The organism is Sinorhizobium fredii NGR234 (assembly GCF_000018545.1).
Taxonomy (GTDB): Bacteria; Pseudomonadota; Alphaproteobacteria; order Rhizobiales; family Rhizobiaceae; genus Sinorhizobium; species Sinorhizobium fredii_A.
On record NC_012586.1, the window covers coordinates 1259179 to 1282813 of the forward strand.

General features: G+C 64.4%; 16 protein-coding genes. 9 read left to right on the top strand and 7 right to left on the bottom strand.

Annotation, left to right across the window (positions count from 1 at the left end; genetic code table 11):
• Positions 1-24: 24 nt before the first annotated feature.
• The 7 genes from pbpC to NGR_RS06115 form a co-directional block, all read right to left on the bottom strand.
• A complete protein-coding gene (gene pbpC / locus NGR_RS06085; RefSeq protein ID WP_240545063.1) occupies positions 25-2169 on the bottom strand; it encodes a penicillin-binding protein 1C in 2145 nt (714 codons plus the stop codon).
• 275 nt (positions 2170-2444) lie between these two features.
• Complete coding sequence (locus NGR_RS06090; protein ID WP_015887375.1) at positions 2445-7895, bottom strand: alpha-2-macroglobulin family protein; 5451 nt, start codon at positions 7893-7895, stop codon at positions 2445-2447.
• A 110-nt stretch (positions 7896-8005) separates the two neighbouring features.
• Positions 8006-8743: an aspartate/glutamate racemase family protein gene (locus NGR_RS06095; RefSeq protein ID WP_015887376.1), complete on the bottom strand. Its 738-nt coding sequence runs from the start codon at positions 8741-8743 to the stop codon at positions 8006-8008.
• A 5-nt stretch (positions 8744-8748) separates the two neighbouring features.
• On the bottom strand, positions 8749-9570 hold the full coding sequence (locus NGR_RS06100) for an ABC transporter permease (RefSeq protein WP_015887377.1): 822 nt from the start codon (positions 9568-9570) through the stop codon (positions 8749-8751).
• Position 9571: 1 nt separating this feature from the next.
• Positions 9572-10486 carry an ABC transporter permease gene (locus tag NGR_RS06105; RefSeq protein WP_015887378.1) on the bottom strand — a complete coding sequence of 305 codons (915 nt, stop codon included), beginning with the start codon at positions 10484-10486 and terminating at the stop codon, positions 9572-9574.
• Positions 10487-10657: 171 nt separating this feature from the next.
• Positions 10658-11956: an ABC transporter substrate-binding protein gene (locus NGR_RS06110; protein WP_015887379.1), complete on the bottom strand. Its 1299-nt coding sequence runs from the start codon at positions 11954-11956 to the stop codon at positions 10658-10660.
• 77 nt (positions 11957-12033) lie between these two features.
• Complete coding sequence (locus NGR_RS06115; RefSeq protein ID WP_015887380.1) at positions 12034-13122, bottom strand: ABC transporter ATP-binding protein; 1089 nt, start codon at positions 13120-13122, stop codon at positions 12034-12036.
• Between the two features lie 250 nt (positions 13123-13372).
• Between NGR_RS06115 and NGR_RS06120 the strand changes: the two genes are divergently transcribed.
• From NGR_RS06120 to NGR_RS06160, 9 genes are all read left to right on the top strand, one after another.
• Positions 13373-14083, top strand: a complete 711-nt coding sequence (locus NGR_RS06120) for a GntR family transcriptional regulator (RefSeq protein ID WP_015887381.1) — start codon at positions 13373-13375, stop codon at positions 14081-14083.
• Positions 14084-14311: 228 nt separating this feature from the next.
• On the top strand, positions 14312-15058 hold the full coding sequence (locus NGR_RS06125) for a DeoR family transcriptional regulator (RefSeq protein WP_164923922.1): 747 nt from the start codon (positions 14312-14314) through the stop codon (positions 15056-15058).
• Positions 15059-15207: 149 nt separating this feature from the next.
• A complete protein-coding gene (gene deoC, locus NGR_RS06130) occupies positions 15208-16218 on the top strand; it encodes a deoxyribose-phosphate aldolase (protein WP_015887383.1) in 1011 nt (336 codons plus the stop codon).
• Between the two features lie 4 nt (positions 16219-16222).
• A complete protein-coding gene (locus NGR_RS06135; protein ID WP_164923923.1) occupies positions 16223-18607 on the top strand; it encodes an aldehyde dehydrogenase family protein in 2385 nt (794 codons plus the stop codon).
• A 123-nt stretch (positions 18608-18730) separates the two neighbouring features.
• Positions 18731-19186 (top strand): RbsD/FucU family protein, encoded by a 456-nt coding sequence (locus NGR_RS06140; RefSeq protein WP_015887385.1) that lies wholly within the window; start codon positions 18731-18733, stop codon positions 19184-19186.
• 38 nt (positions 19187-19224) lie between these two features.
• Positions 19225-20157 (top strand): ribokinase, encoded by a 933-nt coding sequence (rbsK, locus tag NGR_RS06145; RefSeq protein ID WP_015887386.1) that lies wholly within the window; start codon positions 19225-19227, stop codon positions 20155-20157.
• A complete protein-coding gene (locus NGR_RS06150; protein WP_015887387.1) occupies positions 20154-21029 on the top strand; it encodes a carbohydrate ABC transporter permease in 876 nt (291 codons plus the stop codon). The genes rbsK and NGR_RS06150 overlap by 4 nt, the downstream gene beginning before the upstream one ends.
• Entirely contained in the window at positions 21026-22054 is a 1029-nt protein-coding gene (locus NGR_RS06155; RefSeq protein ID WP_015887388.1) for a carbohydrate ABC transporter permease, read from the top strand. The genes NGR_RS06150 and NGR_RS06155 overlap by 4 nt, the downstream gene beginning before the upstream one ends.
• A 49-nt stretch (positions 22055-22103) precedes the next feature.
• Positions 22104-23558, top strand: a complete 1455-nt coding sequence (locus NGR_RS06160) for an extracellular solute-binding protein (protein ID WP_015887389.1) — start codon at positions 22104-22106, stop codon at positions 23556-23558.
• Positions 23559-23635: the final 77 nt, after the last annotated feature.

A 23635-nucleotide genomic window follows, 5' to 3' on the forward strand; every position in this document is an offset into this window, starting at 1 on the left:
GACTTCAGCCTGCCTACATCGGCTTCATTCCACGAAGACGCGTACGCTCGAGGCGCGTCCCAGCGCGTCGATGACAGTCAGTGTCGAATAGCCGCCGCCGTCGGGCAGCCATTGGCTGACGCGGCGGCGCGTCACGTCCGGCAGCGGTTGGCCGTTCGCCAGCCACCGGAACGGCGCCCGCCCGCCCTGCAGTTTCAGCGTCAAGGGCGTCAACGTCTGGCCGGCGGCGGCGCCGAGATCGACGCGCGCTCCCTCCGGCGGGAAGACGATCTGCGGGGCGGCTTCACGGATCGACGTGGTGGGCAGGCCGCTCGCCGTCATCGAGAAACGCCGCTGGCCGATCGGCAGATCGGCCTGGGCGAGGCGGACGGCGCTGGCCGGGGCATCCGGCAGCGGAGTGATGGCAATGCCGGCCTTGGCAAAACCTTCAAAAAGGATCGGCGCGGCCGCACCATAGCCGGTCAGTCCGGGCACGGCGCCATTGTCCGGCCGCCCGACCCAGACGCCGAGTACGTAGCGGCCGTCGAAACCGACCGACCAGGCATCGCGATAGCCATAGCTGGTGCCCGTCTTGTAGGCGATGCCGCGCTGGCGGCTTCCGGTCGGCGGCAGCACGCCGGAAAGGATATCGGCGACCTGCCAGGTGGCGACCGTCGAAAGCAGCGGCTCTCCGTCGATCAGCCCCGGTTTGCCCTCGATGCCGTCGCCGAGCCGCACCGGCCAGCCGCGATTGGCCAGGCCCGCATAGAGCTGGACGAGGTCGCGAAGCGTGATGCCGACGCCGCCGAGACCGATGGCCAGTCCCGGCGCCTCGTTCGGCGGCAGCTTCGGCCGCACCTCGGCGCGGCGGAAGCGCACCATCAGCCGCGTCGGCCCGACCGCATCGAGCAGCCGGATGGCCGGAACATTGAGGGAAAGCTGCAGGGCCTGGCGGATGCTGACATCACCCTGGTAGCTCATGTCGAAATTGCGCGGCCGGTAGCCGAAGAAATCGGCCGGTCGGTCCTCGATGATCGTCTCCTGGCTGACGAGGCCTTCCTCGAAGGCAAGCCCGTAGATGAAGGGTTTCAGCGTCGATCCCGGCGAGCGGGTGATCCGAGTCATGTCGATCCACCCGGAGCGGCTGGCGTCGAAATAATCCGCCGATCCGACTTCGCCGACGATCTCGCCGGTCCTGGCGTCGGCCATGAGCATCGCGACCGAGACTTTCGGCCCCAACCGCTGGGCACCTTCACGCGCGACGGCTTCGAGACCGCGCTGGATGTCGCGGCGCAGCGTCGTCTGGTGCCGGAGCGCCGTCGGGTCCTTGCGCAGCGCGGTTTCTGCCAGATGAGCCGCATGGGCCGGGAGTTGCAGGCGGCGGGTTGGGATGGCGGTCATCGCCGCCCGTTCCGCCTCGCCTTCGCCGATGACCTTGGTGACTGCCGCGCGCGCGAGGACCCGTTCTCGCGCGGCGTCGGCGGCGGCAAGGTTGCGGTCCGGCCGGCGCTTCTCCGGCAATTGCGGCAGGGCAACGAGCAGCGCCGCTTCGCCGATCGAGAGGCGCCGCGGCTCCTTGCCGAACCAGGCGAGGCTCGCGGCACGCACGCCTTCGAGGTTGCCGCCATAGGGGGCGTGGGTCAGATAGAGCTCGAGGATCTCTTCCTTGCTGAGGCGCCGTTCGATCTGGACGGCGCGGGCGAGTTGCAGCAGCTTCGCCGTCAGCGAACGCCGCTCGCGCGGCTCGATCAGTCGCGCCACCTGCATGGAAAGCGTCGAGGCGCCCGATACGATGCGGCCATTGGTGACGAATTGCAGCGCCGCACGGCCGAGCGCCAGCGGATCGACGCCGTGGTGCTGGCGGAACCGCTGGTCCTCATAGGCGACCAGCATGTCGAGGAAACGCGGATCGACATCACCGACCGTCGTCTTCAGCCGCCACAGGCCGTCCGGGGTGGCAAAGGCGCGCAGCAGGTTTCCATCCTTGTCGAGAACTTCGCGCGAGAAGACCTGGGCGCGCTCGAGCGGTGGCGGGAAAGTCCGGTCAGCCCATTCGAGACCGGCGATGGCTGCGAGGATTGCTGTGGCGAAGCCGATTGGCAGCGCGATAAGGGCAGCGACACGACGGTGGCGGGGACGTCGGGAACAAACGGGTTTGCCGGCAGCACCCCCCTCTGCCCTGCCGGGCATCTCCCCCACAAGCGGGGAGAGCGGCGAGCGGCTATGCGTCAGTCCTCGAACTCCGACGGAATTCGGGGATCCATCGATAGTTGTTGGGGATGTCTCAAGTTCGACGGCTGTCGTGGAACGAGCGCTTGCATCCCCGATCTCCCCGCTTGTGGGGGAGATGTCTGGCAGGGCAGAGGGGGGTAGGGCCTGCACGCCTTTCCAGCGCATACCCAGCCATTCCAGCACCTGCCGTGGCAAACCAACGAAAAGCGTTCGCAGGATCGACATCGCGCGTTTTACTGGGCCGCCAGCACCTCCATGCGGCCGGTCGCGGTGCGGGCCGAGAACTGCGGCCGGTACATGTCCTCGACGTTTGCGGCCGGATGATCGTAGGTGCCGGGCGTCACGGCGCGGACGACATAGGCAAGGGTGATCTCCCTATTGTCGCCGGTCGAACGGTCGAAGGCCGCGACGAAGCGGTCGCTGCGGAACTCGGTGTGCGCCGCCTGAACCTCGCCGATCCATTCGAAATTCGAGAGCTGGGCGCTGTCGACAAGGCTCGGATTGTCGATCTCGAAGCCGGCCGGCAGGAGGTCGGTGATCAGCACCCGCGACGGCCAGTCGTTGCTCTCGGTCGCCTTGAGCACGACGACATAGCGCTCGTTCTGGCGTGCCTGGCTGACATTCGCCTCGGCACCATCGAGCGTGTAATAGGTGCGCTCGATGGCGAAGCCGTCGCCGCCGGCCGAGAGCGGCTGGGCGGGTGCCGCAACGGTCGTCACCACGGCGGAAACCGCGTCAGTGCCGTTGTTGCGGATGACGACCGGGTGCTCGATCAGCGCGTCGCCGGCAATCCGGGCGGCATAGCTGCCGGTGCGGGCGGCGCCGTTGACCGCCAGCCTCATATCCTCGTCGCCGCCCTGGACGGCGCGCGCGGCGAGCAGCATCCAGGCCTGTTCCTGGGTGCTGGTGTAACGGGCCTGCTCCCATTCCCGTGCGACGATCTTCGAGAGTTCCGGGATGATCGGCGGCACGGGGCGGCTTTCGGCCGCGAGCGCCAGAACTGCCGCATCGTCGCGTAGCGACGACCCGTAGTCGGAGCGGGCGAGGCTGACATTGACGAGCCCGGTCGACATGTTGACGGCGGCTGCGAAGATGTCCTGCGACCGCTCGCCATCGCCGTAGAGCGCAAGGGCCGCGGCAATATGCGCCTTGGCAAGCGGTGTCGGGAAATCCCCGAGCAACGTGTCGGCATAATAGCGAAGGTCGCTGATCGCCGCCTTGCGATTGCGGGCGAGCACATAGAGGGCATAGGCGATCTCGTTGCCGCGGTCCTTGACATTCGTCTCGTAGCTCAGCGCGTTCTGCAGATTTTCGAGCGCCTGGACCATCGCCTGTTCCGGCACGTCGAACTTCTGCTCGCGCGCCCGGGTCAGGAAGTCGGTGACATAGGCGTCGAGCCACAGATCGCCGGAGCCGGGGCTCCACAGGCCGAAGCTGCCGGAGGAGGACTGGTAGGAAAGGACGCGGTAGATCGCCTCCTGCACGCGCTTGGCCACCTCACCGTCCTCGGCAAGCCCCGACTGCTTGGAGAGCTCGCTGAGATAGAGCAGCGGCAAGGCGCGGCTCGTCGTCTGTTCGGCGCAGCCATAGGGGTAGCGGTCGAGCGACATCATGAGCGCCGGAATGTCGAAGGCGGCCGATCGGGTCACATTTAGGCTGACCGAGGCGCCCTGCAGCAGGCTGTCGGTGAGCAATTGATCGTCGACGGTCAGGCTGCTGCCGGCGGCAATATTGACGACCTGGCGCTGCGTGATCGGCAGTGCAGCCGGCCGAACCGGGATGTTCACCGCCTGCTCCAGCGACAGGCCCTCGGCGTTCGAGAGTGTGACCGTGACGAGGCCGTTGCCCGGATATTGGCCGGTCAGCGGCAGCGTCACGGCGGATTTGCCGCCGGCTTCGAGTTCCACGGTTTGCGAGGGGCCGGTCTGCTCGACGGTGGCCGGACCATTTGTGGTGACCTGCAACTGATAGTCGCCGGCCGGTCCGTCTGTGTTGGCGATGTCGAGCCTCATTTCGGCCTGGTCTCCGGGCGCCAGGAATTTCGGCAGGCTGGCGGTGACGACGATCGGGTCGCGGATGACGACGTCCTTCACCGCATGGCCGGTGCCGGCCTTCGTCCAGGCGAGCGCCATGACTCGCGCCGTGCCGTTGAACTGCGGGATGTCGAAGCGGACATTCGCCATGCCTTCGGCGTCGAGCTTCACCGGCCCGGAGAAGAAGGCGACCAGTTGTTCGGTCGGCGGGCTGCCCTCAAGCGGCATCTGCCCGCCGTCGCCGCCGGTGCGCAGCCGCCCGGTGGCACCGAGCGAACCGTCGATCAAGCGGCCGTAGAGGTCGCGGATTTCGAGACCGAGCCGCCTCTGGCCGAAATACCAGCCGTCTGGATCCGGCGCCTCATAGCGCGTCAGGTTGAGGATGCCGACATCGACGGCGGCGACCGTGACGTAGGCGTCCTCGTTGGCGCCCGCGCCGCGCACCTGAAGGCTGATGTCGAGGGGCTGGCGCGGCTGCGTCTTCTCGGGTGCGTCGAGACTGATCGCAAGCTTTCGGTCGGCGGGGTCGACGGTCAGCCACTTGATGCCGATCGCCCGCATCGGCATGCGGCTTTCCTGGGCTTCACCGGGGCGGTAAAGCGTCGCCGTCACATAGGCGCCGGCGCCCCAGTCGGCGGTGACCGGCAGTTCCACTTCGCCGCCGGTCTCGGCGATCGTCGCGGTCTTTGTCGCGACCAGGTTCTCCGTGCCGACGGTCACCAGCAATTCGCCGGCAAAGCGCGGCGAAACCTTGAGCTTCGCCGTCTCGCCGACCGCATAATTTTCCTTGTCCAGCGCGATCTCGAGCCCATCCGGCGTTTCCGTCGAGGTGGCTTCGACATACCAGCCGGCATCGAACTCGACGCTCGAGGTCGGGCCGTCGGCCGCCGCCGTCTCGACCTCGAGGCGATAGCGACCCCAGCCGACCGGCACGGCGATCTGGCCGCCGTTCTCGGTGACGTCGACCGTACCATTCGCCACCTGTTTCGTGGAAATGACCGGCTCGTATTTCCAGGCGCTGCCGTCGCGATACCATTGATAATTGCGCTCGACGCTGATCAGCTTCCAGAAAAGACCGGGCATCGAGACTTTTGCGCCATCCGCATCGACGCCGATAACGTGGAATTTGCCGACCGAATTTTCGGCGAGCTCGCCGGAGAATTCCGGCTTGATGCCGATCATCGGACCTTCCGGCTTGACCGGCAGCGTCAAGGCACGTTCGACGGCCCGGCCGCCGGCCTCGCGCATGCGCACCGTAACCGTGGCGTTCAGCAATTGCGTCGTTGCCGGCACCTCGCCGAGATCGACGGCAAACACCGATTTCCCGTCCGCATCGAGCGGCTCGAGGCCTTCGAGCGGCAAGCGGCTGTCTTCGCTTGCCTCCTCATCGGCGAGGCCGAAGACATAGCCCTTGAAGGCTTCGCTCTCGCGCGTCGGTTTGACCGCCACGTCGCCTTCGAGCGTCAGGCCGGCGGCCGGCGCGCCATAGAGGAAGCGGCCGTCGACCGCGACGTCAATGGGCGTGCCGATCTCCACCTGCTTCGCTTCGCTCGTCAGGGCGAATTCGGTGCGGTCCGGCACGAAGTCATCGACGAGGAACTGCTTCTCGCCAATTGCCGAGCCTTTCGGGTCGGTGAAGATCTGCATCGTCCAGGTGCCGCGCATGGCGTTTTCGAGAACGGGCAGATCGAGCGTATGGCCCCCGAGCTTGCCGCCATTGCTGACCATGCGGCGGTCCTCGACGCCGTCCGGGCGCAGGAACACGAAGGTGAGCGGCAGGTTCTCGATCGCCTGGCCATTGACGTCGCGGGCAAGCGCTGCGGCATGCACCGTCTCGCCGGCGCGGTAGATGCCGCGCTCGGTCCAGGCATAGATATCGATTGCGCCCGGTGCGGCGCGGCCGGTAACGCCGCGGTCGGAAAGATCGAAGCCGGCGCGTGTCATGTCGAGGAAGACGTAGTCGTCCTCGCCTTGCCGCGCCGTGATGACGGCCGGGGTCATGCTCGCCGTGCCGCGGATCAGGCCGGCCGCGAAGACGGCGCGCCCTTCCGCGTCGGTCGTCGCGGTGCCGAGCACTTCGTTGTTCTTGGCGACCAGTTGCAGTTCGACGTCGGCGAGCGGCTTGGCGCTGGCGAGCGAGCGCGCAAAGACACTCAGTCCATCGGTTCCGGCATAGGTCGAGATGCCGATATCGGAGACGACGAACCATTGCGTGGCGCGCGCGTCCCATTCCTGGCTGAGCGCGGTCGCCGATGCGGCGGTCAGTACATAAACGCCGGGCTTGCGCTTCGGCAGCGCCTCGTCGACAGGGAAGCTCGTGACCACTTCCTTGTTGAGCTCGGTCTTGATGTCGATGCTGCCCTGCCAGACGAGCTCGCCGCTTTCGGCCTCGATGCGCTCGGCGCTGTAGCCGTCGAGCTGGGTGAGGAACTGCGAGCTCGTCAGCAAAGTCGAGATGCTGCGGTCGCCGATGCGATAGAGCTTGAGGTTGGCGCTTTCCGTGTTGACCGAGACGATCGGGATGCCGCGGCGTGCCGTCGACGGCAGCACGAAGCTGTCGCCGGTGAAGCGCACCATCGGCGCGCGGTCCTTGACATAGATGTCGAGGCTGACCGGGGTTTCGATGACTTCGTCGACGGAGGAGGGCAGCCCCTGCCTGAGGACCAGCTTGTAGCGCTGGCCGTGCGCCAGCCCCTCGACGCAGATCTCGCTACCCTTGGCTTCGACCGCTTTCGGCGCGACGCCGTCGAGCGTTACGAAGGAGGCGTAATCGGGACCGTTCTTCAGTAACTGTTCGGAGAACTGCACGCAGGCGCGCGGGCTTGCGCCATCCGCATCGATCGTATGGCCGGTGACGCGGAAACCCTGGCGTGCCTTGAGGTCGAGATAGGCTGTCTCGACGGTCTTGGCCTGCACGAGTTCGAGGCTGCCCTTGTAGGCCTGCAGCGCGGATCGGTAGTTCTGCAGGTTGTCGAGCGCCTGCGCGAGGACGGCGAGCGCATCGGCGCGGCTTTGGGTCGTTCTCGTCAACTGATAGCCGTTGAGCGCGGCAAGCGCCGCCTCGCTGGCGAGATCCGTACCGCCGCTGTACCGGTTGGCGGCTCTCGCCGTCTCCAGCCACAGCTCACCGTCCTCGGGGATGATCGCCAGCGCACCACGGAACGCCTTGAGTGCGGCGACGAAGTTGCCAGCCGTCAACTCGCGATGTCCCGTTTCGATCAAGCCGTTGACGCCGAAACCCTGTTGGTCGTCGGCCAAGGCGAGGCCGGCCTTGACGTCGCGTGCCTGCTGCAGGAGGTCGTCCGAGACGAAGGAGAGGCGAGGCGGGGCGCCGAGATCCGGTTCGCCCGCGGCAGTCTCGACGACCTTCCCGGCAATCGCTCCCTTGAACGTGTTCAACTGGTTGAAGTCGGACTTGAGGAAACACCACTTCACCTTTGGATTGTAGGTGAAGGCCTTGCAGGCGCGGTCGGCGATGCAGGCGGTCTGGCACTCGTCGAGCGAGACGTCCTGTTCGGTGCGCAGGTCGAAGCCGAAATAATCGGCGTCATTGGTGATCTCGACCTTGCGGTCGGCTTCGGCCGCCGCGGCCGGGGCGCCGAGGGAAAGAAGCGTCAAGAAAAGGGTGGTAAGGCCGAGAAACGCGCGCATCGACAAAGTCCTCCCAACGCTGCCCGCTTCGAGTGAGCCACACTCTTTCAACCTTCGCAGAGCGTTGTCAACAAAGAGCTTTGCAACCAGAGGAATTCGTCGGCAACGGTTCAGGTACGCATCGGTGCGAAGGTACCCATCGCGCCGGTATAGGCCTTGGACAGGGGGGAGGCATAGGAGCCGCGCTTGCTGGTCGAAAGCCGCTGTGCCACCAGTGCCTCGGCCTGCTTGACCGCCGCCGAGACGCCGTCGATGACCGGTACGCCATATTGCCGCTGCAGCGATCGGGCGAGATCGGCCATGCCGGCGCAGCCGAGCACGATCGCCTCGGCGCCGTCCTCTTGCAGAGCCCGTTCGATCTGGCGCTCGAGCTTGCCGAGCGCACCCGAAGCCTTGTCCTCGAGTTCGAGAACCGGGATATCGGCGGCGCGGACCTTTGCCCGATCTCCCATGCCGTAATGGCGTACAAGGTTCTCGATCAGGACGCGGGAGCGCTCGAGCGTCGTAACCACGGTGAAACGCTGCGCGAGAAACGCTGCCGTCATCACCGCGGATTCGCAAAGTCCGAGCACCGGTATGTCGGCGAGTGTTCGGGCGGCCTCCAGCCCCGTGTCGTCGAAGCAGGCAATGATCGCCGCATCCGCGCCGGCTGCTTCTCCTTCGCGGATTTCCATGAGCAGGCCAGGCACGGCGATCGCGCCGTCATAGTGCCCCTCGATCGAGGCAGGTCCGCCCTTCGACGTGGCAGCGATGATTTCGGTGCCTGGCGCTGCCACGGCCCGCGCCGCGGCGGCTGCCTTCTCGGTCATCGAGGCGGTGGTGTTCGGATTGGCGATCAGGATGCGCATGGATGTCAGCTTATCTTTGCCTGGCGGCGCCGGAGCAGGAGGATGATGGCGAGCGCCGCGAGGATGATGGTGAAGGAGAAGAGCGTCGTGACCGTGCCAAGTGCATAGAGCACCGGCGTCGTCACGTTGGTCGTCATGCCGTAGATTTCGAGCGGCAGGGTGTTGTAGGTGCCGGAGGTCATCAGCGTGCGGGCGAACTCGTCATAGGAGAGGGTGAAGCCGAAGAGGCCGACGCCGATCAGGCTCGGCGCGATCATCGGCAGCACGACATGGCGGAAGGTCTGCCAGGCGGTGGCGCCAAGATCGCGAGCGGCCTCCTCATAGGCGGGCGAGAAGCGGTTGAAGACGGCGAACATGATCAATACGCCGAAGGGCAGCGTCCAGGTGAGATGTGCGCCGAAACCGGAGGAATACCAGGCGGGCTTCAGTCCGAACTGCTGGAAGACGACGCCGATGCCGAGCGAGATGATGATCGACGGCACGACGAGGCTCGCGACGGTCACGTAGAAGAGGGCCGTCGCGCCGCGGAAACGATGTCGGAAGGCTAGGCCCGCCAGAAGCGCGACGACGACGTTCACCACCATCACCATCAGTCCCAGCGTGAAGGAGCGGCGGAACGAGGCGCCGAAATCGCCGACCGCCTGCTTCTCGAAGAGATTGTAGAACCAGTGCAGCGAAACGCCGTTCAGCGGGAAGGTGAGGCCGCCATCCGGCCCCTGGAAGGAGAGGATCAGCACGGCCGAGAGAGGGCCATAGAGGAACAGCACGAACAGCGCGAAGAAGGCTGCCAGAACATAGAATCCCTTGCTGCGTCTTTCGTTGTTCATCTCAGAGCTCCTTGCGGATATCGACGACCCGGAGGATCGCCGCGACCATCAGCAGCACCACGATGAGCAGCACGACCGCGTTGGCGGCGGCGGCCGGATATTGCAGCAGCGACATCTGGTTCTTCATCATCAGTGCGACCGATGCGCTCTGCCCGCCGGACATCACCTGCACGGTCGAGAAATCCGCCATGACGAGCGTCACGACGAAGATCGAGCCGATCGCCATGCCGGGCTTTGCGAGCGGCAGGACGACATTCCAGAGAACCTGCCAGCTGCTCGCGCCGCAATCGCGCGCCGCCTCGATCAGCGATCGGTCGATGCGCATCAGCGTGTTGAAGATCGGCGTCACCATGAACAGCGTGTTGAGATGCACCATGGCGAGCACGACGGCGAAATCGGAATAAAGCAGCCACTCGATCGGCTGCGGAATGATGCCGAGTTCGATCAGGGTGGAGTTGACGAGACCGTTGCGGCCGAGAACCGGGATCCAGGAGATCATCCGGATGATGTTCGAGGTAAGGAACGGCACGGTGCAGACGAGGAAAAGCACCATCTGCATCGTCGTCGTGCGGATGTGGAAGGCGAGGAAATAGGCGACCCAGAAGCCGATGAAGAGCGTCAGCGCCCAGGTGATGGCGGTCAACTTCAGCGTGTTGAGATAGGTCTTCCAGGTGACCCAGGAGCCGAGTGTATCGGTATAGTTCATCGTCAGGAAATCGGGATAGAGGCCCGCGAAATCGTAGTCCCAGAAGCTGACGACGATGATGGTGAGGATCGGCAGCACGAAGAAGAAGCCGAGGATCAGGAGGAGAGGGGCGGCCTGTATGTAGGATATCGCGACAAGCGCGGACCAAAGGCCGCGGCTTCGCGTTCGCCGGCTCGTCTCGTTTGCTTCTGTGGAAGCGATCGTTGCCATCTTCCATCCTTTCGGACATCTCGGAAATCTCTATTGGAGAGGAGCCGAAAGACCCCTCCCCAACCCTCCCCACAAGGGGGAGGGAGCTCTTGATCCGCGCCCTCTCCGGACTCCCTCCCCCTTGTGGGGAGGGTTGGGGAGGGGAAGGCGGTGGTGCACCAGCGGTGCGGCTTAAGCCGCGATGAACTCGTTCCAGCGGCGGACCATGTAGCGGTCCTCGTCCATCACCGAGTTCCAGCAGGCGACCTTGCCCATGCGTTCCTCGAAGGAGCCGCCGTCGCGCACGGCACCGGCCTTTTCCATGACCTTGCCTTCCGGCGAGAGGATGTCGCCCTTGGCGGGCTTGCCTTCGACCCAGAAGCCCCATTCGTCCTCGGACATGTGGGCCTTGGCAGTCTCCATGGCAGCCGAGTAGTAGCCCTGGCGGTTGAGGTATGCGCCGACCCAGCCGGAGAGATACCAGTTGATGTACTCATAGGCCGCGTCGAGCTGGGCGCCCTGGAGGTGGGCGGCGAGGCCGAGGCCGCCGCCCCAGGCGCGATAACCCTCTTTCAGAGGCTGGTACTTGCAGGCGATGCCCTTCGAGCGCACCGCGGCGACGGCCGGCGACCACATGGACTGGATGACGACCTCGCCGGAGGCCATGAGGTTGACGCTCTCGTCGAACGACTTCCAGAAGGCGCGGAACTGGCCGTCCTGCTTCGCCTTGATGAGGAAATCGATCGTTGCGTCGATCTCGTCCGTCGTCATGTTGCCCTTGTCGGCATATTTGATATTGCCCAGGGCCTCCATGATCATGGCGGCGTCCATGATGCCGATCGACGGGATGTTGAGGATCGCCGTCTTGCCCTTGAAGGCCGGGTCCATGATGTCGGCCCAGGTGGTGATCTCGCGGCCGACGAGATCCGGACGGATGCCGAGCGTGTCGGCATTGTAGATGGTCGGGATGAGCGTCATCCACTGCGTCGGCGCTTTGGCGAAGCTCTTGGAGTCCTGCGCCTCGACGAAGCCGACGGTGTGCGGCGCGGTGCCCTGGGCAACGACGCTCTCCGGCTTCAGCTTGCCGTCGATGAAGAGCGGCACGATCTTGTCGTAGAATTTGATCTTCGAGACATCCATCGGCTGCATGACGCCCGACGGGAAGACCTTCTTGGCGATCCAGTATTCGATGTCGGCGATGTCGTAGGAGTCCGGCTGGGTCACGGCGCGCTGGGCCGCGGCGTCGGAATCGGTCGCGGTCATCTCCAGCGTGATGCCGAGGTCTTCCTTGCACTTTTCGGCGATCGCGTTGATGTTCGAGACGCCGGTGCCGAACTGGCGGAGCGTAATCGGGTTCTGCGCCCAGATGGTCGGGAAGCCGGTAATGGCGCCGGAGCCGGCAATGGCACCGGCGGCGGCCGCCCCGGTCTTCAGGAGCGTGCGCCGCGATATGCCTTTTGCGGGCGTGGCAGTCTTTGTTTCACTGGTCATGCTGTCGTTCCCCTTCTTGATGGTGCTTAGGACGGTTTTTTGCAGGATCGGGCAGTGCTTGCTTCTTCTGATCCGGTTCAGGCTGAAAGGCGGCCAAGGGGGATCACGTCCTCCATGGCCCAGCTCAAGGACAGCGCGTCGCCGGTCGACACGGGTTTCGTGAAGTAATCGGCATCGGAGACGACCACGGTGAAGTCGTCGCTGCCGGCTCCGATAACCGTGATCTTCACCGAAGCGCCGCGGTATTCGACGTTCGCGACGACCCCCTGGAAGCCGAGCGACTTTTCCGAGGCGGGCTCGAGCCGGACACGATCGGTGCGGATGCCGATATCGATCGATTTTCCAATCTCCTGTGCGATGTCGCGTACCGAAAAGATCTGACCGTCCGGCACCGTCAGCGTGACGATGCCGTCGTCGATCGATGTGACGCGGCCGGAAAGCACGTTGTGGTCGCCCATGAAGCGGGCGACGAAGGCGGTCGCCGGCTTTTCGAAGACGGTGCGCGGCGCTGCGGCCTGCTCGATCCGGCCGTCGTTCATGATGACGATCACATCGGCGAGCGCCATTGCCTCTTCCTGGCTGTGCGTCACATGCACGAAGGTGATGCCGAGCGTCTTCTGCAGCTTCTTGAGTTCGGCGCGCATCCGGATCTTCAGGAATGGATCGAGCGCCGACAGCGGCTCATCGAGCAGCAGCGCTTCCGGATCGGTGATGAGCGCCCGGGCGAGCGCGACGCGCTGCTGCTGGCCGCCGGAAAGCTGCGCCGGACGGCGTGTCGCATAGGCCTCCATCTGCATGAGCTTGAGCATTTCCAGAGCCTTGGCCCGGCGTTCCTCCTTCTGCACACCTTTCATCTTCAGGCTGAAGGCGACGTTGTCGACGAGGTCTAGATGCGGAAACAGCGCGTAGGACTGGAACATCATCGCCGTGCCGCGTCTGGCGGGCGGAAAGTCGGTGATCACGACATTACCGAGACGGATATCGCCGGAGGACAAACTCTCGTGTCCGGCGATCATCCGGAGCGTAGAGGTCTTGCCGCAGCCCGAGGGGCCGAGAAAGCAGCAATAGCTGCCGGCCGGAATCTTCAGGCTGATGGCATGGACGGCAGTGGTCGTGCCATAGACCTTGGAAACGGAAGCGATATCGATTTCTGCTGCTTTGGACATGCCCGCTTTCTCCTTGCCCCGGAGACGAAGCATCAAGCGTGCCAGTTCGCTAAAGGGCTGATTTTGCGGCAAAGTTCATGAAAGTCGCGAGACCACCGGCCGGCAAAATCAGGTTGGATGCATATTTTATAGGCGTTTGCGCTCAAATATTGCCTATTATTGTATACAATATTGCTCTTTGATTGGGGGCAAAAAGCGGTTAACGTCCGACGAACCCGTAGTATCGGTCTCGTTCGGATTCGTAAGCCTCATGACGCCAGCCAATCTTGCCTCGGCGGAAAGCGCCATAGAAATCGACGCCCGGCAGATCCGCGAAGCAGTTCGCGATGCGATCGTCGAGCGGCGCCTCGCGCCCGGGACGAAGCTTTCCGAAACCGACGTCGGCAGCCTTTTCAATGTCAGCCGGACCCTCGTTCGCGCCGCTCTTCAGGCTCTCTCCTATGAAGGGCTCGTCAGTTTCGAGAAGAATCGCGGCGCCTTTGTTGCCTCGCCCTCGGTGGCCGAGGCACAGCAGATCTTCGCGACGCGCCGCCTGCTGGAGCCGGTCATACTTCGCGAGGCGGCGCCTCATGTCGGCAAAACGCAGGTCAAAGAACTCAGAGCGTTGCTCGCGGAGGAGGAGCGGCTGACGAACCAGCGCGGCGCGCCGGCCCGCCGCGCCGAAATCAAGGCGTCCGGCGATTTTCATCTGGCGGTCGCCGCCATGAGCGGCAATGCCATTCTCAAACGCTTCATGGATGAACTCGTCGCCCGCTCCTCGCTCGTGATCGCGCTTTACGGGCAATCGGTCATATCGAGCTGCGGGCACAGCGAGCATCAGCAGATTGTCGATGCGCTCGAGAACAAGGACGTCGAGACCGCCTGCGCGTTGATGCTCCGGCATATCGATCACATCGAGGCCGACCTCGATCTCCGACCGGCAAGGAAAGGCAGCGACCTAAAAGACGCCTTCCATCTGTAAAGCCATGGGGTCGCTGTGAAGGCATGAGGCAGTGGGTGCCAACGCCTCCGGTATTGGCGGAGGGGTTCTGGCCGGTTTTGCTTGGAGCAAGCGCCGGTGTGGCGGGCGGAAGCACGGCCGCGCCGTCGGGCTCCTCTTGCAGATAGAACAAGGTTTGTGATATTTCTAACAAATATTGTTGCGCAGCAGCCGCCTGGCCCGCGCCACGTCGTGCTATCCGGAAGAGCAATGGCCAACCGTAAGGCTACCCGCATCATCGCATTGGCCGAGGCGCTTTCGGTACGGCGCGTGCTGCATCTCAAGGATGCCGCCGCCCTTCTCGGCGTGTCGGAGATGACCGTCCGCCGCGACATTGCCGACAATCCCGGCCTTTTCGGATATCTCGGCGGTCATATCGTTCCGGCCGCCGATATCGAGGCTGATGCGCCCTATGATCTCGCCCGCGAGGCCGACAGTCACGCGACGGCGAAGCGCGAGGCCTGCGTGCATGCCGCCCGGCATATCCGTCCCGACGAGACGATCTTCATCGATTGCGGCACGACGCTCGAATATCTCGTAGATCTGATACCGGAAAGTTATTCAATCACGGCAGTATGTTACTCGCTGAACGTGGCCGACCGCCTGACCCGCAGGCCTAATGTCCGGATCGTTATGCTTGGCGGCGTCTACCACCCGTCATCGGCTTCGTTCTCGGGCAATTCCGGTCTCGAGACGCTCGATCATCTCGGCATCAACGTCGCCTTCCTGTCGGCTGCCGGCGTCGATCCCGACCGTGGGGCGACGTGCGTTCATTTTCATGAAGTGCCGGTCAAGCAGAAGGTGATTTCACTGGCGCGCGAGAATTACCTCGTGGTGGACAACAGCAAGATCGGCAGGCTGAAGGCTGCTTTCTTTGCGCCGCTCGCCGCTTTCCGGGCGGTGATCACCGAAGACGGAGAGGCGACGCTTCCGGCCCTTGAGGCGTCGAGGGGATAAATATGATAATCTCGCCGCTTCGTCCGGTGCCGTCGCTTGACAGCCGGCAGGCTTGATGGAATGATAACAAAAATAGATAAAAAAATAACAAGTCGCGGGGTTGTCTGCTAACGACCCGGTCCGGCAGGGAGAAATCGAGGAGTAGTCGCTTGGAAGACCTTGCTGTGAAGGCGGGGGCGGTTTCCGCCAAGCCCGCTGGCACCGGTCACAACTGGCCGCGCAACGACGGTGTCGATCTCGACCTTTCCTGGGTGCTGGACCAGCGCGTCAATCTTTCCGCTGCCGAGCGGCGTGTCGCAACGCTGCCGGGCCGCCGCACCGTGAAGAAGGATGCGCAGGCCGCCTGGCTCTTGAAGGCGGTCACCTGCATCGACCTGACCACACTCAACGGCGACGATACGACGGAGCGCGTCAAGCGGCTCTGCGCCAAGGCGCGCCGGCCGGTGCGCCAGGATCTTCTCGACGCTCTCGGGATGGGCGATCGCGACATCACGACGGGGGCGATCTGCGTCTATCACCGTTTCGTCTCGACGGCGGTCGAGGCGCTCGATGGCTCCGGCATCCCGGTCGCCGCGGTCTCCACCGGCTTTCCGGCCGGCCTCGTGCCGCACGGCCTCAAGCTCAAGGAAATCGAGGCCTCGGTCGCCGACGGCGCCAGGGAAATCGACATCGTCATCACCCGCGAGCATGTGCTGACCGGTAACTGGCAGGCGCTCTATGACGAGATGCGCGACTTCCGCGACGCCTGCGGCGATGCGCATGTCAAGGCGATCCTCGCGACCGGCGACCTCAAGACCTTGCGCAATGTCGCCCGCGCCTCGCTCGTCTGCATGATGGCGGGGGCCGACTTCATCAAGACCTCGACCGGCAAGGAAGGGGTGAACGCGACGCTGCTCGTCACCCTTGTGATGCTGAGGATGATCCGCGCCTATCAGGAGCGCACCGGCATCAAGGTCGGCTACAAGCCTGCCGGCGGCATCTCGGCGGCGAAGGACGTGCTGAACTACCAGTTCCTGATGAAGGAAGAGCTCGGCCGGGAATGGCTCGAGCCGGATCTCTTCCGCGTCGGGGCATCGAGCCTGCTGGCCGATATCGAGCGCCAGCTCGAACATCATGTCAGCGGCGCCTATTCGGCCCTCAACAGACACCCGATTGGATAATCCGATGAGCGTCGCCAGGTTTTTCGACGAAATGTCCTATGGCCCCGCACCCGAAGGCGATACAGAGGCCCGCGCCTGGCTCGCCCGCCACAAGGGTGAATTCGGTCACTTCATCAATGGCGGCTTCGTCGCCTCCGCCTCGGGGAAGACGTTCGACAGCTTCGAGCCGGCGACCGGCGCGCTGCTGGCAAAGATCGCGCGGGGCGGCCGCGAGGACGTCAACGCCGCCGTGTCAGCGGCACGCAAGGCGCAAGGCGCCTGGGCGAAGCTCTCCGGCCATGCCCGGGCCCGGCATCTCTATGCGCTGGCGCGGATGATCCAGCGCCACGCCCGGCTGATCGCCGTGGTCGAGGCGCTCGACAACGGCAAGCCGATCCGCGAGACGCGCGACATCGACATTCCGCTCGCCGCCCGCCATTTCTACCATCATGCCGGCTGGGCGCAGCTCCAGGACACGGAATTTGCCGATCAGGTGCCGGTCGGCGTCGTCGGCCAGGTCATCCCCTGGAACTTTCCCTTCCTGATGCTCGCCTGGAAAGTGGCGCCGGCCCTGGCACTCGGCAACACCGTCATTCTGAAACCGGCGGAGTTCACACCGCTGACGGCGCTGCTCTTCGCCGAGCTCGCCTCGGCGGCCGGATTGCCGCCGGGCGTACTGAACGTGGTGACCGGCGAGGGCGAGACGGGAGCGCTGATCGTCGAGCACGACGACATCGACAAGATCGCCTTCACCGGCTCGACCGAGGTCGGCCGCCTGATCCGCGAGAAGACCGCCGGCTCCGGCAAATCGCTGACGCTGGAGCTCGGCGGCAAATCGCCCTTCATCGTCTTCGATGACGCCGATATCGACGCGGCGGTCGAAGGCGTGGTCGATGCGATCTGGTTCAACCAGGGCCAGGTCTGCTGCGCCGGTTCGCGCGTCCTCGTCCAGGAGGGTGTGGCGCCGCGGTTTCACGAACGCCTGAAGCGGCGGATGGGGACGCTCAGGGTCGGCCATCCGCTCGACAAGGCGATCGACATGGCGGCGATCGTCGCGCCGGTGCAATTGCAGCGGATCGAGAGCCTCGTCAGCCAGGGGGTGACCGAAGGGGCGGCGCTTTACCAGCCACCGATCGAACTGCCGAATGGCGGTAGCTTCTATCCGCCGACGCTGCTGACCGCCGTCCAGCCGACCTCCGTCGTCGCCACGGAGGAAATTTTCGGACCGGTCGCCGTTTCGATGACCTTCCGCACGCCGGAAGAGGCAATCCAGCTCGCCAACCACTCCCGTTACGGCCTTGCCGCCAGCGTCTGGAGCGAGACGATCGGGCTCGCCCTGCATGTCGCCGCCAAGCTTGCCGCCGGCGTCGTCTGGGTCAATGCCACCAATCTTTTCGATGCCTCGAGCGGCTTCGGCGGAAAACGCGAATCCGGCTTCGGCCGCGAAGGCGGCAAGGAAGGCTGTTACGAATATCTGAAACCGAAGGCCTGGGTGGGGCGCAAGCTCCGGACGGGACCAAGTGCGCCGTCTCTCAAAGCGGTTCCGAGCGATTTCGCCATGCCGTCGCTCGACCGCACCGCCAAGCTCTTCATCGGTGGCAAACAGGCACGGCCGGACGGAAACTACTCGCGACAAATCCTGTCGCCGAAGGGCAAGGTCATCGGCGAAGTCGGCGAGGGCAACCGCAAGGATATCCGCAACGCCGTCGTCGCGGCGCAGGCGGCATCGGCCTGGTCCTCGGCGACGACGCACAATCGCGCACAGATCCTCTATTACATCGCCGAGAACCTCAGCGGTCGGGCGGCGGAATTTGCCGATCGCACCGCCGCAATGACCGGTGTTTCTGCGGCCAACGCGAAGGCGGAGGTCGAGGCCTCGATCGCCCGCCTCTTCAGCTATGGCGCCTGGGCGGACAAATACGAAGGCGTCGTGCACCTGCCGCCCTTGCGCGGCGTGGCGCTCGCCATGCCGGAGCCGCAGGGTGTCGTCGGGGTGATCTGCCCGCCCGAAGCACCGCTGCTCGGTTTCGTCAGCCTCGTCGCGCCGCTGATCGCCGTCGGCAACCGGGTCGTCGTCGTTCCGAGCGAACAGCATCCGCTTGCCGCCACGGATTTCTATTCGGTGCTCGAAACCTCCGACGTCCCGGCCGGTGTCGTCAACATCGTCACCGGCTCGGCGACGGAACTGGCAAAGACGCTTGCTGCCCACAACGACGTCGACGCGCTCTGGGCCTTCGGCACGGCGGAACTCTCGGCCCTCGTCGAGAAGCTGTCGGTCGGCAATCTGAAGCGCACCTTCGTCGATTACGGCAAGGCGATCGACTGGTTGGACCGTTCGGCGGCCGAAGGGCAAGCGTTCCTGCGGCGCGCCGTCGACGTCAAGAACATCTGGATCCCCTACGGCGAGTAGAGGATCGGCACAGGTCGCGGGCGGGAGGAGCCGGCCCAGTGGCGTGGAGCACGTAGTTTTGCATTTACGAGAGGCCGGCGGGCTCACCGCGGCCGTCGACCTGGTGTCTGGAGGAGGACTGACATGCTCAAGAATATCGACCCGGCGCTCAATGCGGATGTGCTGCACGCGCTCCGGTCCATGGGGCACGGCGACACGCTGGTGATCTCCGACACCAACTTCCCATCCGACGCGATCGCCCGGCAGACGCGGCTCGGCAAACTGCTGCACATCGACAACGTCTCGGCGGCACGCGCCATAAAGGCCGTGCTTTCGGTGCTGCCGCTCGACACGCCGCTCCAGCCTTCGGCCGGGCGCATGGAAATCATGGGCGCGCCGGACGAAATCCCGGCTGTTCAGCGCGAAGTCCAGGCCGAGATCGACCACGCCGAGGGCAAGCCGGCGCCGATGTACGGCATCGAGCGCTTCGCCTTCTACGAGGAGGCCAAGAAGGCCTATTGCGTCATCACCACCGGGGAGACGCGGTTCTACGGCTGCTTCCTTTTCACCAAGGGGGTCATTCCACCGGAAACTGCCTGAACACCCTACCAGCGGCTTTTTGAGGGAGGAGGCTTGGCATGAAGACGGGTGTTTCGATCCTCGGGATATTCGTGGCCGACACGGCCTATCTGGCGTCCCGTATGCCGCGGCTCGGCGAGACGATCACCGGCAGCGGTTTCTCCGTCGGCCCGGGCGGCAAGGGCTCGAACCAGGCTGTAGCGGCGGCGCGAGCCGGCAGCCGGGTGTCGTTCATCTCACGACTCGGGCGCGATACGTTCGGCGAGATGGCGCTGAAGACCTATGCCGAAGCGGGCGTGACGCCGAAGATCGTGCAGATGGATGATCTGCCGACCGGGGCCGCCTTCATCTATGTCAACGACGAGAACGGTGAGAACGCCATCATCGTCTATCCGGGCGCCGCCGGCTCGATCGACATCGGAGATGTGGAGGCGGCGCGTGAAACGATCGAGACTTCGCGCGTCTTCGTGACCCAGCTCGAGCAGCCGGCCGCCGCCGCCGAAAGGGCGCTTAAGATCGCCCATGCGGCCGGCGTCACGACGGTGTTCAATCCGGCCCCGGCCGAGCCTTTTCCGGAAAGCATCTATCCGCTCTGCGACTATATCGTCCCGAACGAAACGGAGGCGGCCGCGCTTGTCGGCTTTGCGCTGCCGACGCCCGAGGACGTCCGCCGCGCCGGCGACGTGCTCCTCAGGAAAGGTGCGAAGACGGCGCTGATCACGCTTGGCGAGCGCGGTGTGCTCTACCACACGGACAATCAGTCGGTGCTGGTGCCCGCAGTCGCCAGCGGCCCGGTGGTTGACACGACCGGCGCCGGCGACGCTTTCGTCGGTGGTTTTTCTGCCGCTCTGGCACGCGGGCTGGAACCGGTCGAGGCGGTGCGGTTCGGTTGCGCGACGGCCGGCATCGCGGTCACGCGCCGTGGAACGGCGCCGGCCATGCCGAAGCTCGCGGAGATCGAGGCGCTGCTGGCGCGCGGAGCGGTGGCATGACGCGCAACGACCCGATCAAGCATTTCTTCATCTGGCCGGCCTTGATCATCGTTCTGTTGATTTCGATCTTTCCGCTCGTCTATTCGCTGACGACCAGCTTCATGAGCATGCGGCTCGTGCCGCCGATGCCGGCGCGCTTCGTCGGCTTCGGCAACTACGCCGATCTGCTTTCCAACCCGCGCTTCTGGCACGTTGCCGGCACGACGACGCTGATCGCCTTCGTTTCCGTCGGACTGCAATATGTGATCGGCCTGTCGGTCGCCCTGGCGCTGAATTCCCGCGTGCCGGGCGAGGGGATTTTCCGCGTCGGCTTCCTGCTGCCGATGCTCGTTGCGCCGGTCGCCGTCGCGCTCGTGGCGCGCCAGATCCTCAACCCGACCATGGGGCCGTTGAACGAGTTCATGACGCTCTTCGGCTTTCCCAACCTGCCGTTTCTGACCCGGACGAGTTGGGCGCTCGGCTCGATCATCGTGGTCGAGGTCTGGCAATGGACGCCGTTTGTCATCCTGATGCTGCTCGCGGGGCTGCAAACCCTGCCTGACGACGTCTACGAGGCTGCGGCGCTCGAGAACGCTACGCCGTGGCAGCAATTCCGCGACATCACCTTTCCGATGCTGCTGCCGATCTCGACGGCGGTCGTTTTCATCCGGCTCATCGAGAGCTACAAGATCATGGACACGGTCTTTGTCATGACCGGCGGCGGACCGGGAGTATCGACGGAGACATTGACGCTGTTCGCCTATCAGGAGGGCTTCAAGAAGTTCAACCTCGGCTACACGTCGGCGCTGTCCTTCCTCTTCCTGATCTTTATCACGGTGATCGGCCTCGTCTACCTGGCTGTGCTCAAGCCCTATCTGGAGAAGCACAAATGAGCGTGCGCACTCTTCGGGGAAATCGGCGCTGGCTGGCGCTCGGCGGCTGCCTTCTCTGGCTCGCCTTCACCTTGTTTCCGCTCTATTGGGTGGCGATCACGTCGTTCAAGACGCCGCTTGCCGTCGTCGGCGGCCCGACCTATCTGCCGTTCATCGATTTCGAGCCGACGCTGACAGCCTGGAACGAGCTGCTCTCCGGCGAGCGCGGCGCCTTCTACAACACCTTCATCGCCTCGCTGATCGTCAGCCTTTCCGCTGCGGTGCTTGCAACCTTCGTCGGCGCCATGGCTGCTTACGCGCTCGTCCGCTTCACCTTTCGCTTTCGGCTGCTCTCCGCCCTCGTCTTTGTCGTCGTCGCTTTCGGCGGTTTCCTGCTGGGGCGCAACGTGCTCGGCTTCGGCCAGGGGATTTCGCTGATCTATTCCTTCATCGCCGCGCTCGCGCTCGCGGTGATCTCCAGCCGCTTCCGTCTGCCGGGGCCGGAACTCGGCAACAACGACATCGTCTTCTGGTTCGTCAGCCAGCGCATGTTTCCGCCGATCGTCGCCGCCTTCGCGCTCTATCTCATGTACACGGAGGTCGGAAAGCTCGGCTTCAAGCTCGTCGACAGTTATGTCGGCCTGACCTTCGCCTATATCGCCTTCTCGCTGCCGATCGTCGTCTGGCTGATGCGCGACTTCTTCGAGGCCCTGCCGATCGAGGTGGAGGAGGCGGCGATGGTCGACAACGTTCCGACCTGGCGCATTTTCTTCGGCATCGTGCTGCCGATGTCCAAGCCGGGCCTGATCGCGACCTTCATGATCACGCTCGCCTTCGTCTGGAACGAGTTCCTCTTCGCGCTCTTCCTGACGAGTTCGAAATGGCAGACCCTGCCGATCCTGGTTGCCGGACAAAACAGCCAGCGCGGCGACGAATGGTGGTCGATCTCTGCCGCGGCCCTCGTGGCGATCATCCCGATGATGGTCATGGCCGGAATTCTGAGCAGGTTGATGCGGTCTGGCCTGCTCCTCGGAGCCATCAAATGACTGCGTGCATTTTCCAGATTTTGCAAGGTTCACTCAGAGGGAGGAAAAAATGAGGAAACTTCTGCTCGCATCGACTGCCGCCGGCCTGCTGGCCGCTGCGGCCAATGGAACCGCCTTTGCCTGTGACCCGGACTTTACGGGCGTCGAACTGACCGCCACCACCCAGACCGGCCCCTACATCGCTTCGGCCCTCCAGATCGCCGCCAAGGGCTGGGAGGAGAAAACCTGCGGCAAGGTGAAAGTCGTCGAGTTTCCCTGGTCCGAGCTTTATCCGAAAATCGTGACTTCGTTGACCGCCGGTGAGGATGCCTTCGACGTCATCGCCTTCGCGCCGGCCTGGGCACCGGATTTCACCGACTTCCTCGCCGAAATGCCGGCGGAGATGCGGCAGGGTTCCGCCTGGGAGGACATCGCGCCTGTCTATCGTGAACAGTTGATGGTCTGGAACGGCAAGGTCCTGTCGCAGACCATGGACGGCGATGCCCATACCTATACCTACCGCATCGACCTGTTCGAAAACCCCGACAACCAGAAGGCTTTCAAGGAGAAATACGGCTACGACCTGGCACCGGCCAAGACCTGGAAAGAGTATCTGGACATCGCCGAGTTCTTCAACCAGCCGGCCAACAACCTCTGGGGAACGGCGGAAGCCTTCCGCCGTGGCGGCCAACAGTTCTGGTTCCTGTTCAGCCACGTGGCCGGCTATACCAGCCATCCGGACAATCCGGGCGGCATGTTCTTCGATCCGGACACGATGGACGCGCAGGTCAACAACCCGGGCTGGGTGCGCGGCCTGGAGGAATATATCCGCGCCTCGAAGCTTGCACCGCCAAATGCGCTCAACTTCTCCTTCGGCGAGGTGAACGCCGCCTTTGCCGGTGGACAGGTCGCGGAATCGATCGGCTGGGGCGACACCGGCGTCATTGCCGCCGACCCGAAGCAGTCGAAGGTTGCCGGCAAGGTGGGCTCCGCGCCGCTACCCGGCGCTGATGAGATCTACAATTACAAGACCAAGAAGTGGGACAAGTTCGATCAGGTCGTGCAGACTTCCTTCATGGCCTTCGGCGGCTGGCAGGCGGCGGTGCCGAGCTCGTCGACGAAGCAGGAAGCCGCCTGGAACTATATCCAATACCTGACCAGCCCCGAGGTCTCGGCGCAGGCGGCGATTACCGGCGGCACGGGCGTCAATCCGTACCGCCTTTCGCACACCACCAATCTCGAACTCTGGTCGAAGATCTTTTCCGATCGCGAGGCGAAGGAATATCTCGGCGCGCAGAAGGAAGCGGTCACCGCCAAGAACATCGCCCTCGACATGCGCCTGCCCGGTTACTTCTCCTATACGGAGGTGCTCGAGATCGAGCTTTCCAAGGCGCTTGCCGGCGAGGTGACGCCGCAGCAGGCGCTCGATACGGTCGCCGAGCAATGGAACAAGCTGACCGATGAGTTCGGCCGCGACAAGCAGCTTGCCGCCTATCGCTCGTCGATGGGCCAGCCGCAGAAGTAATCATCGAGGCCCGCTCCGGTCATCCGGAGCGGGCCTCGCATGGCGCCGGGCAGCCGGTGCTTCCTTTTCGCAGTGCA

Coding starts and splice junctions, on each gene's coding strand:
- pbpC (WP_240545063.1), bottom strand. CDS start 2,169: ATGCCCGGCAGGGCAGAGGGGGGTGCTGCCGGCAAACCCGTTTGTTCC.
- NGR_RS06090 (WP_015887375.1), bottom strand. CDS start 7,895: ATGCGCGCGTTTCTCGGCCTTACCACCCTTTTCTTGACGCTTCTTTCC.
- NGR_RS06095 (WP_015887376.1), bottom strand. CDS start 8,743: ATGCGCATCCTGATCGCCAATCCGAACACCACCGCCTCGATGACCGAG.
- NGR_RS06100 (WP_015887377.1), bottom strand. CDS start 9,570: ATGAACAACGAAAGACGCAGCAAGGGATTCTATGTTCTGGCAGCCTTC.
- NGR_RS06105 (WP_015887378.1), bottom strand. CDS start 10,486: ATGGCAACGATCGCTTCCACAGAAGCAAACGAGACGAGCCGGCGAACG.
- NGR_RS06110 (WP_015887379.1), bottom strand. CDS start 11,956: ATGACCAGTGAAACAAAGACTGCCACGCCCGCAAAAGGCATATCGCGG.
- NGR_RS06115 (WP_015887380.1), bottom strand. CDS start 13,122: ATGTCCAAAGCAGCAGAAATCGATATCGCTTCCGTTTCCAAGGTCTAT.
- NGR_RS06120 (WP_015887381.1), top strand. CDS start 13,373: ATGACGCCAGCCAATCTTGCCTCGGCGGAAAGCGCCATAGAAATCGAC.
- NGR_RS06125 (WP_164923922.1), top strand. CDS start 14,312: ATGGCCAACCGTAAGGCTACCCGCATCATCGCATTGGCCGAGGCGCTT.
- NGR_RS06135 (WP_164923923.1), top strand. CDS start 16,223: ATGAGCGTCGCCAGGTTTTTCGACGAAATGTCCTATGGCCCCGCACCC.
- NGR_RS06140 (WP_015887385.1), top strand. CDS start 18,731: ATGCTCAAGAATATCGACCCGGCGCTCAATGCGGATGTGCTGCACGCG.
- rbsK (WP_015887386.1), top strand. CDS start 19,225: ATGAAGACGGGTGTTTCGATCCTCGGGATATTCGTGGCCGACACGGCC.
- NGR_RS06150 (WP_015887387.1), top strand. CDS start 20,154: ATGACGCGCAACGACCCGATCAAGCATTTCTTCATCTGGCCGGCCTTG.
- NGR_RS06155 (WP_015887388.1), top strand. CDS start 21,026: ATGAGCGTGCGCACTCTTCGGGGAAATCGGCGCTGGCTGGCGCTCGGC.
- NGR_RS06160 (WP_015887389.1), top strand. CDS start 22,104: ATGAGGAAACTTCTGCTCGCATCGACTGCCGCCGGCCTGCTGGCCGCT.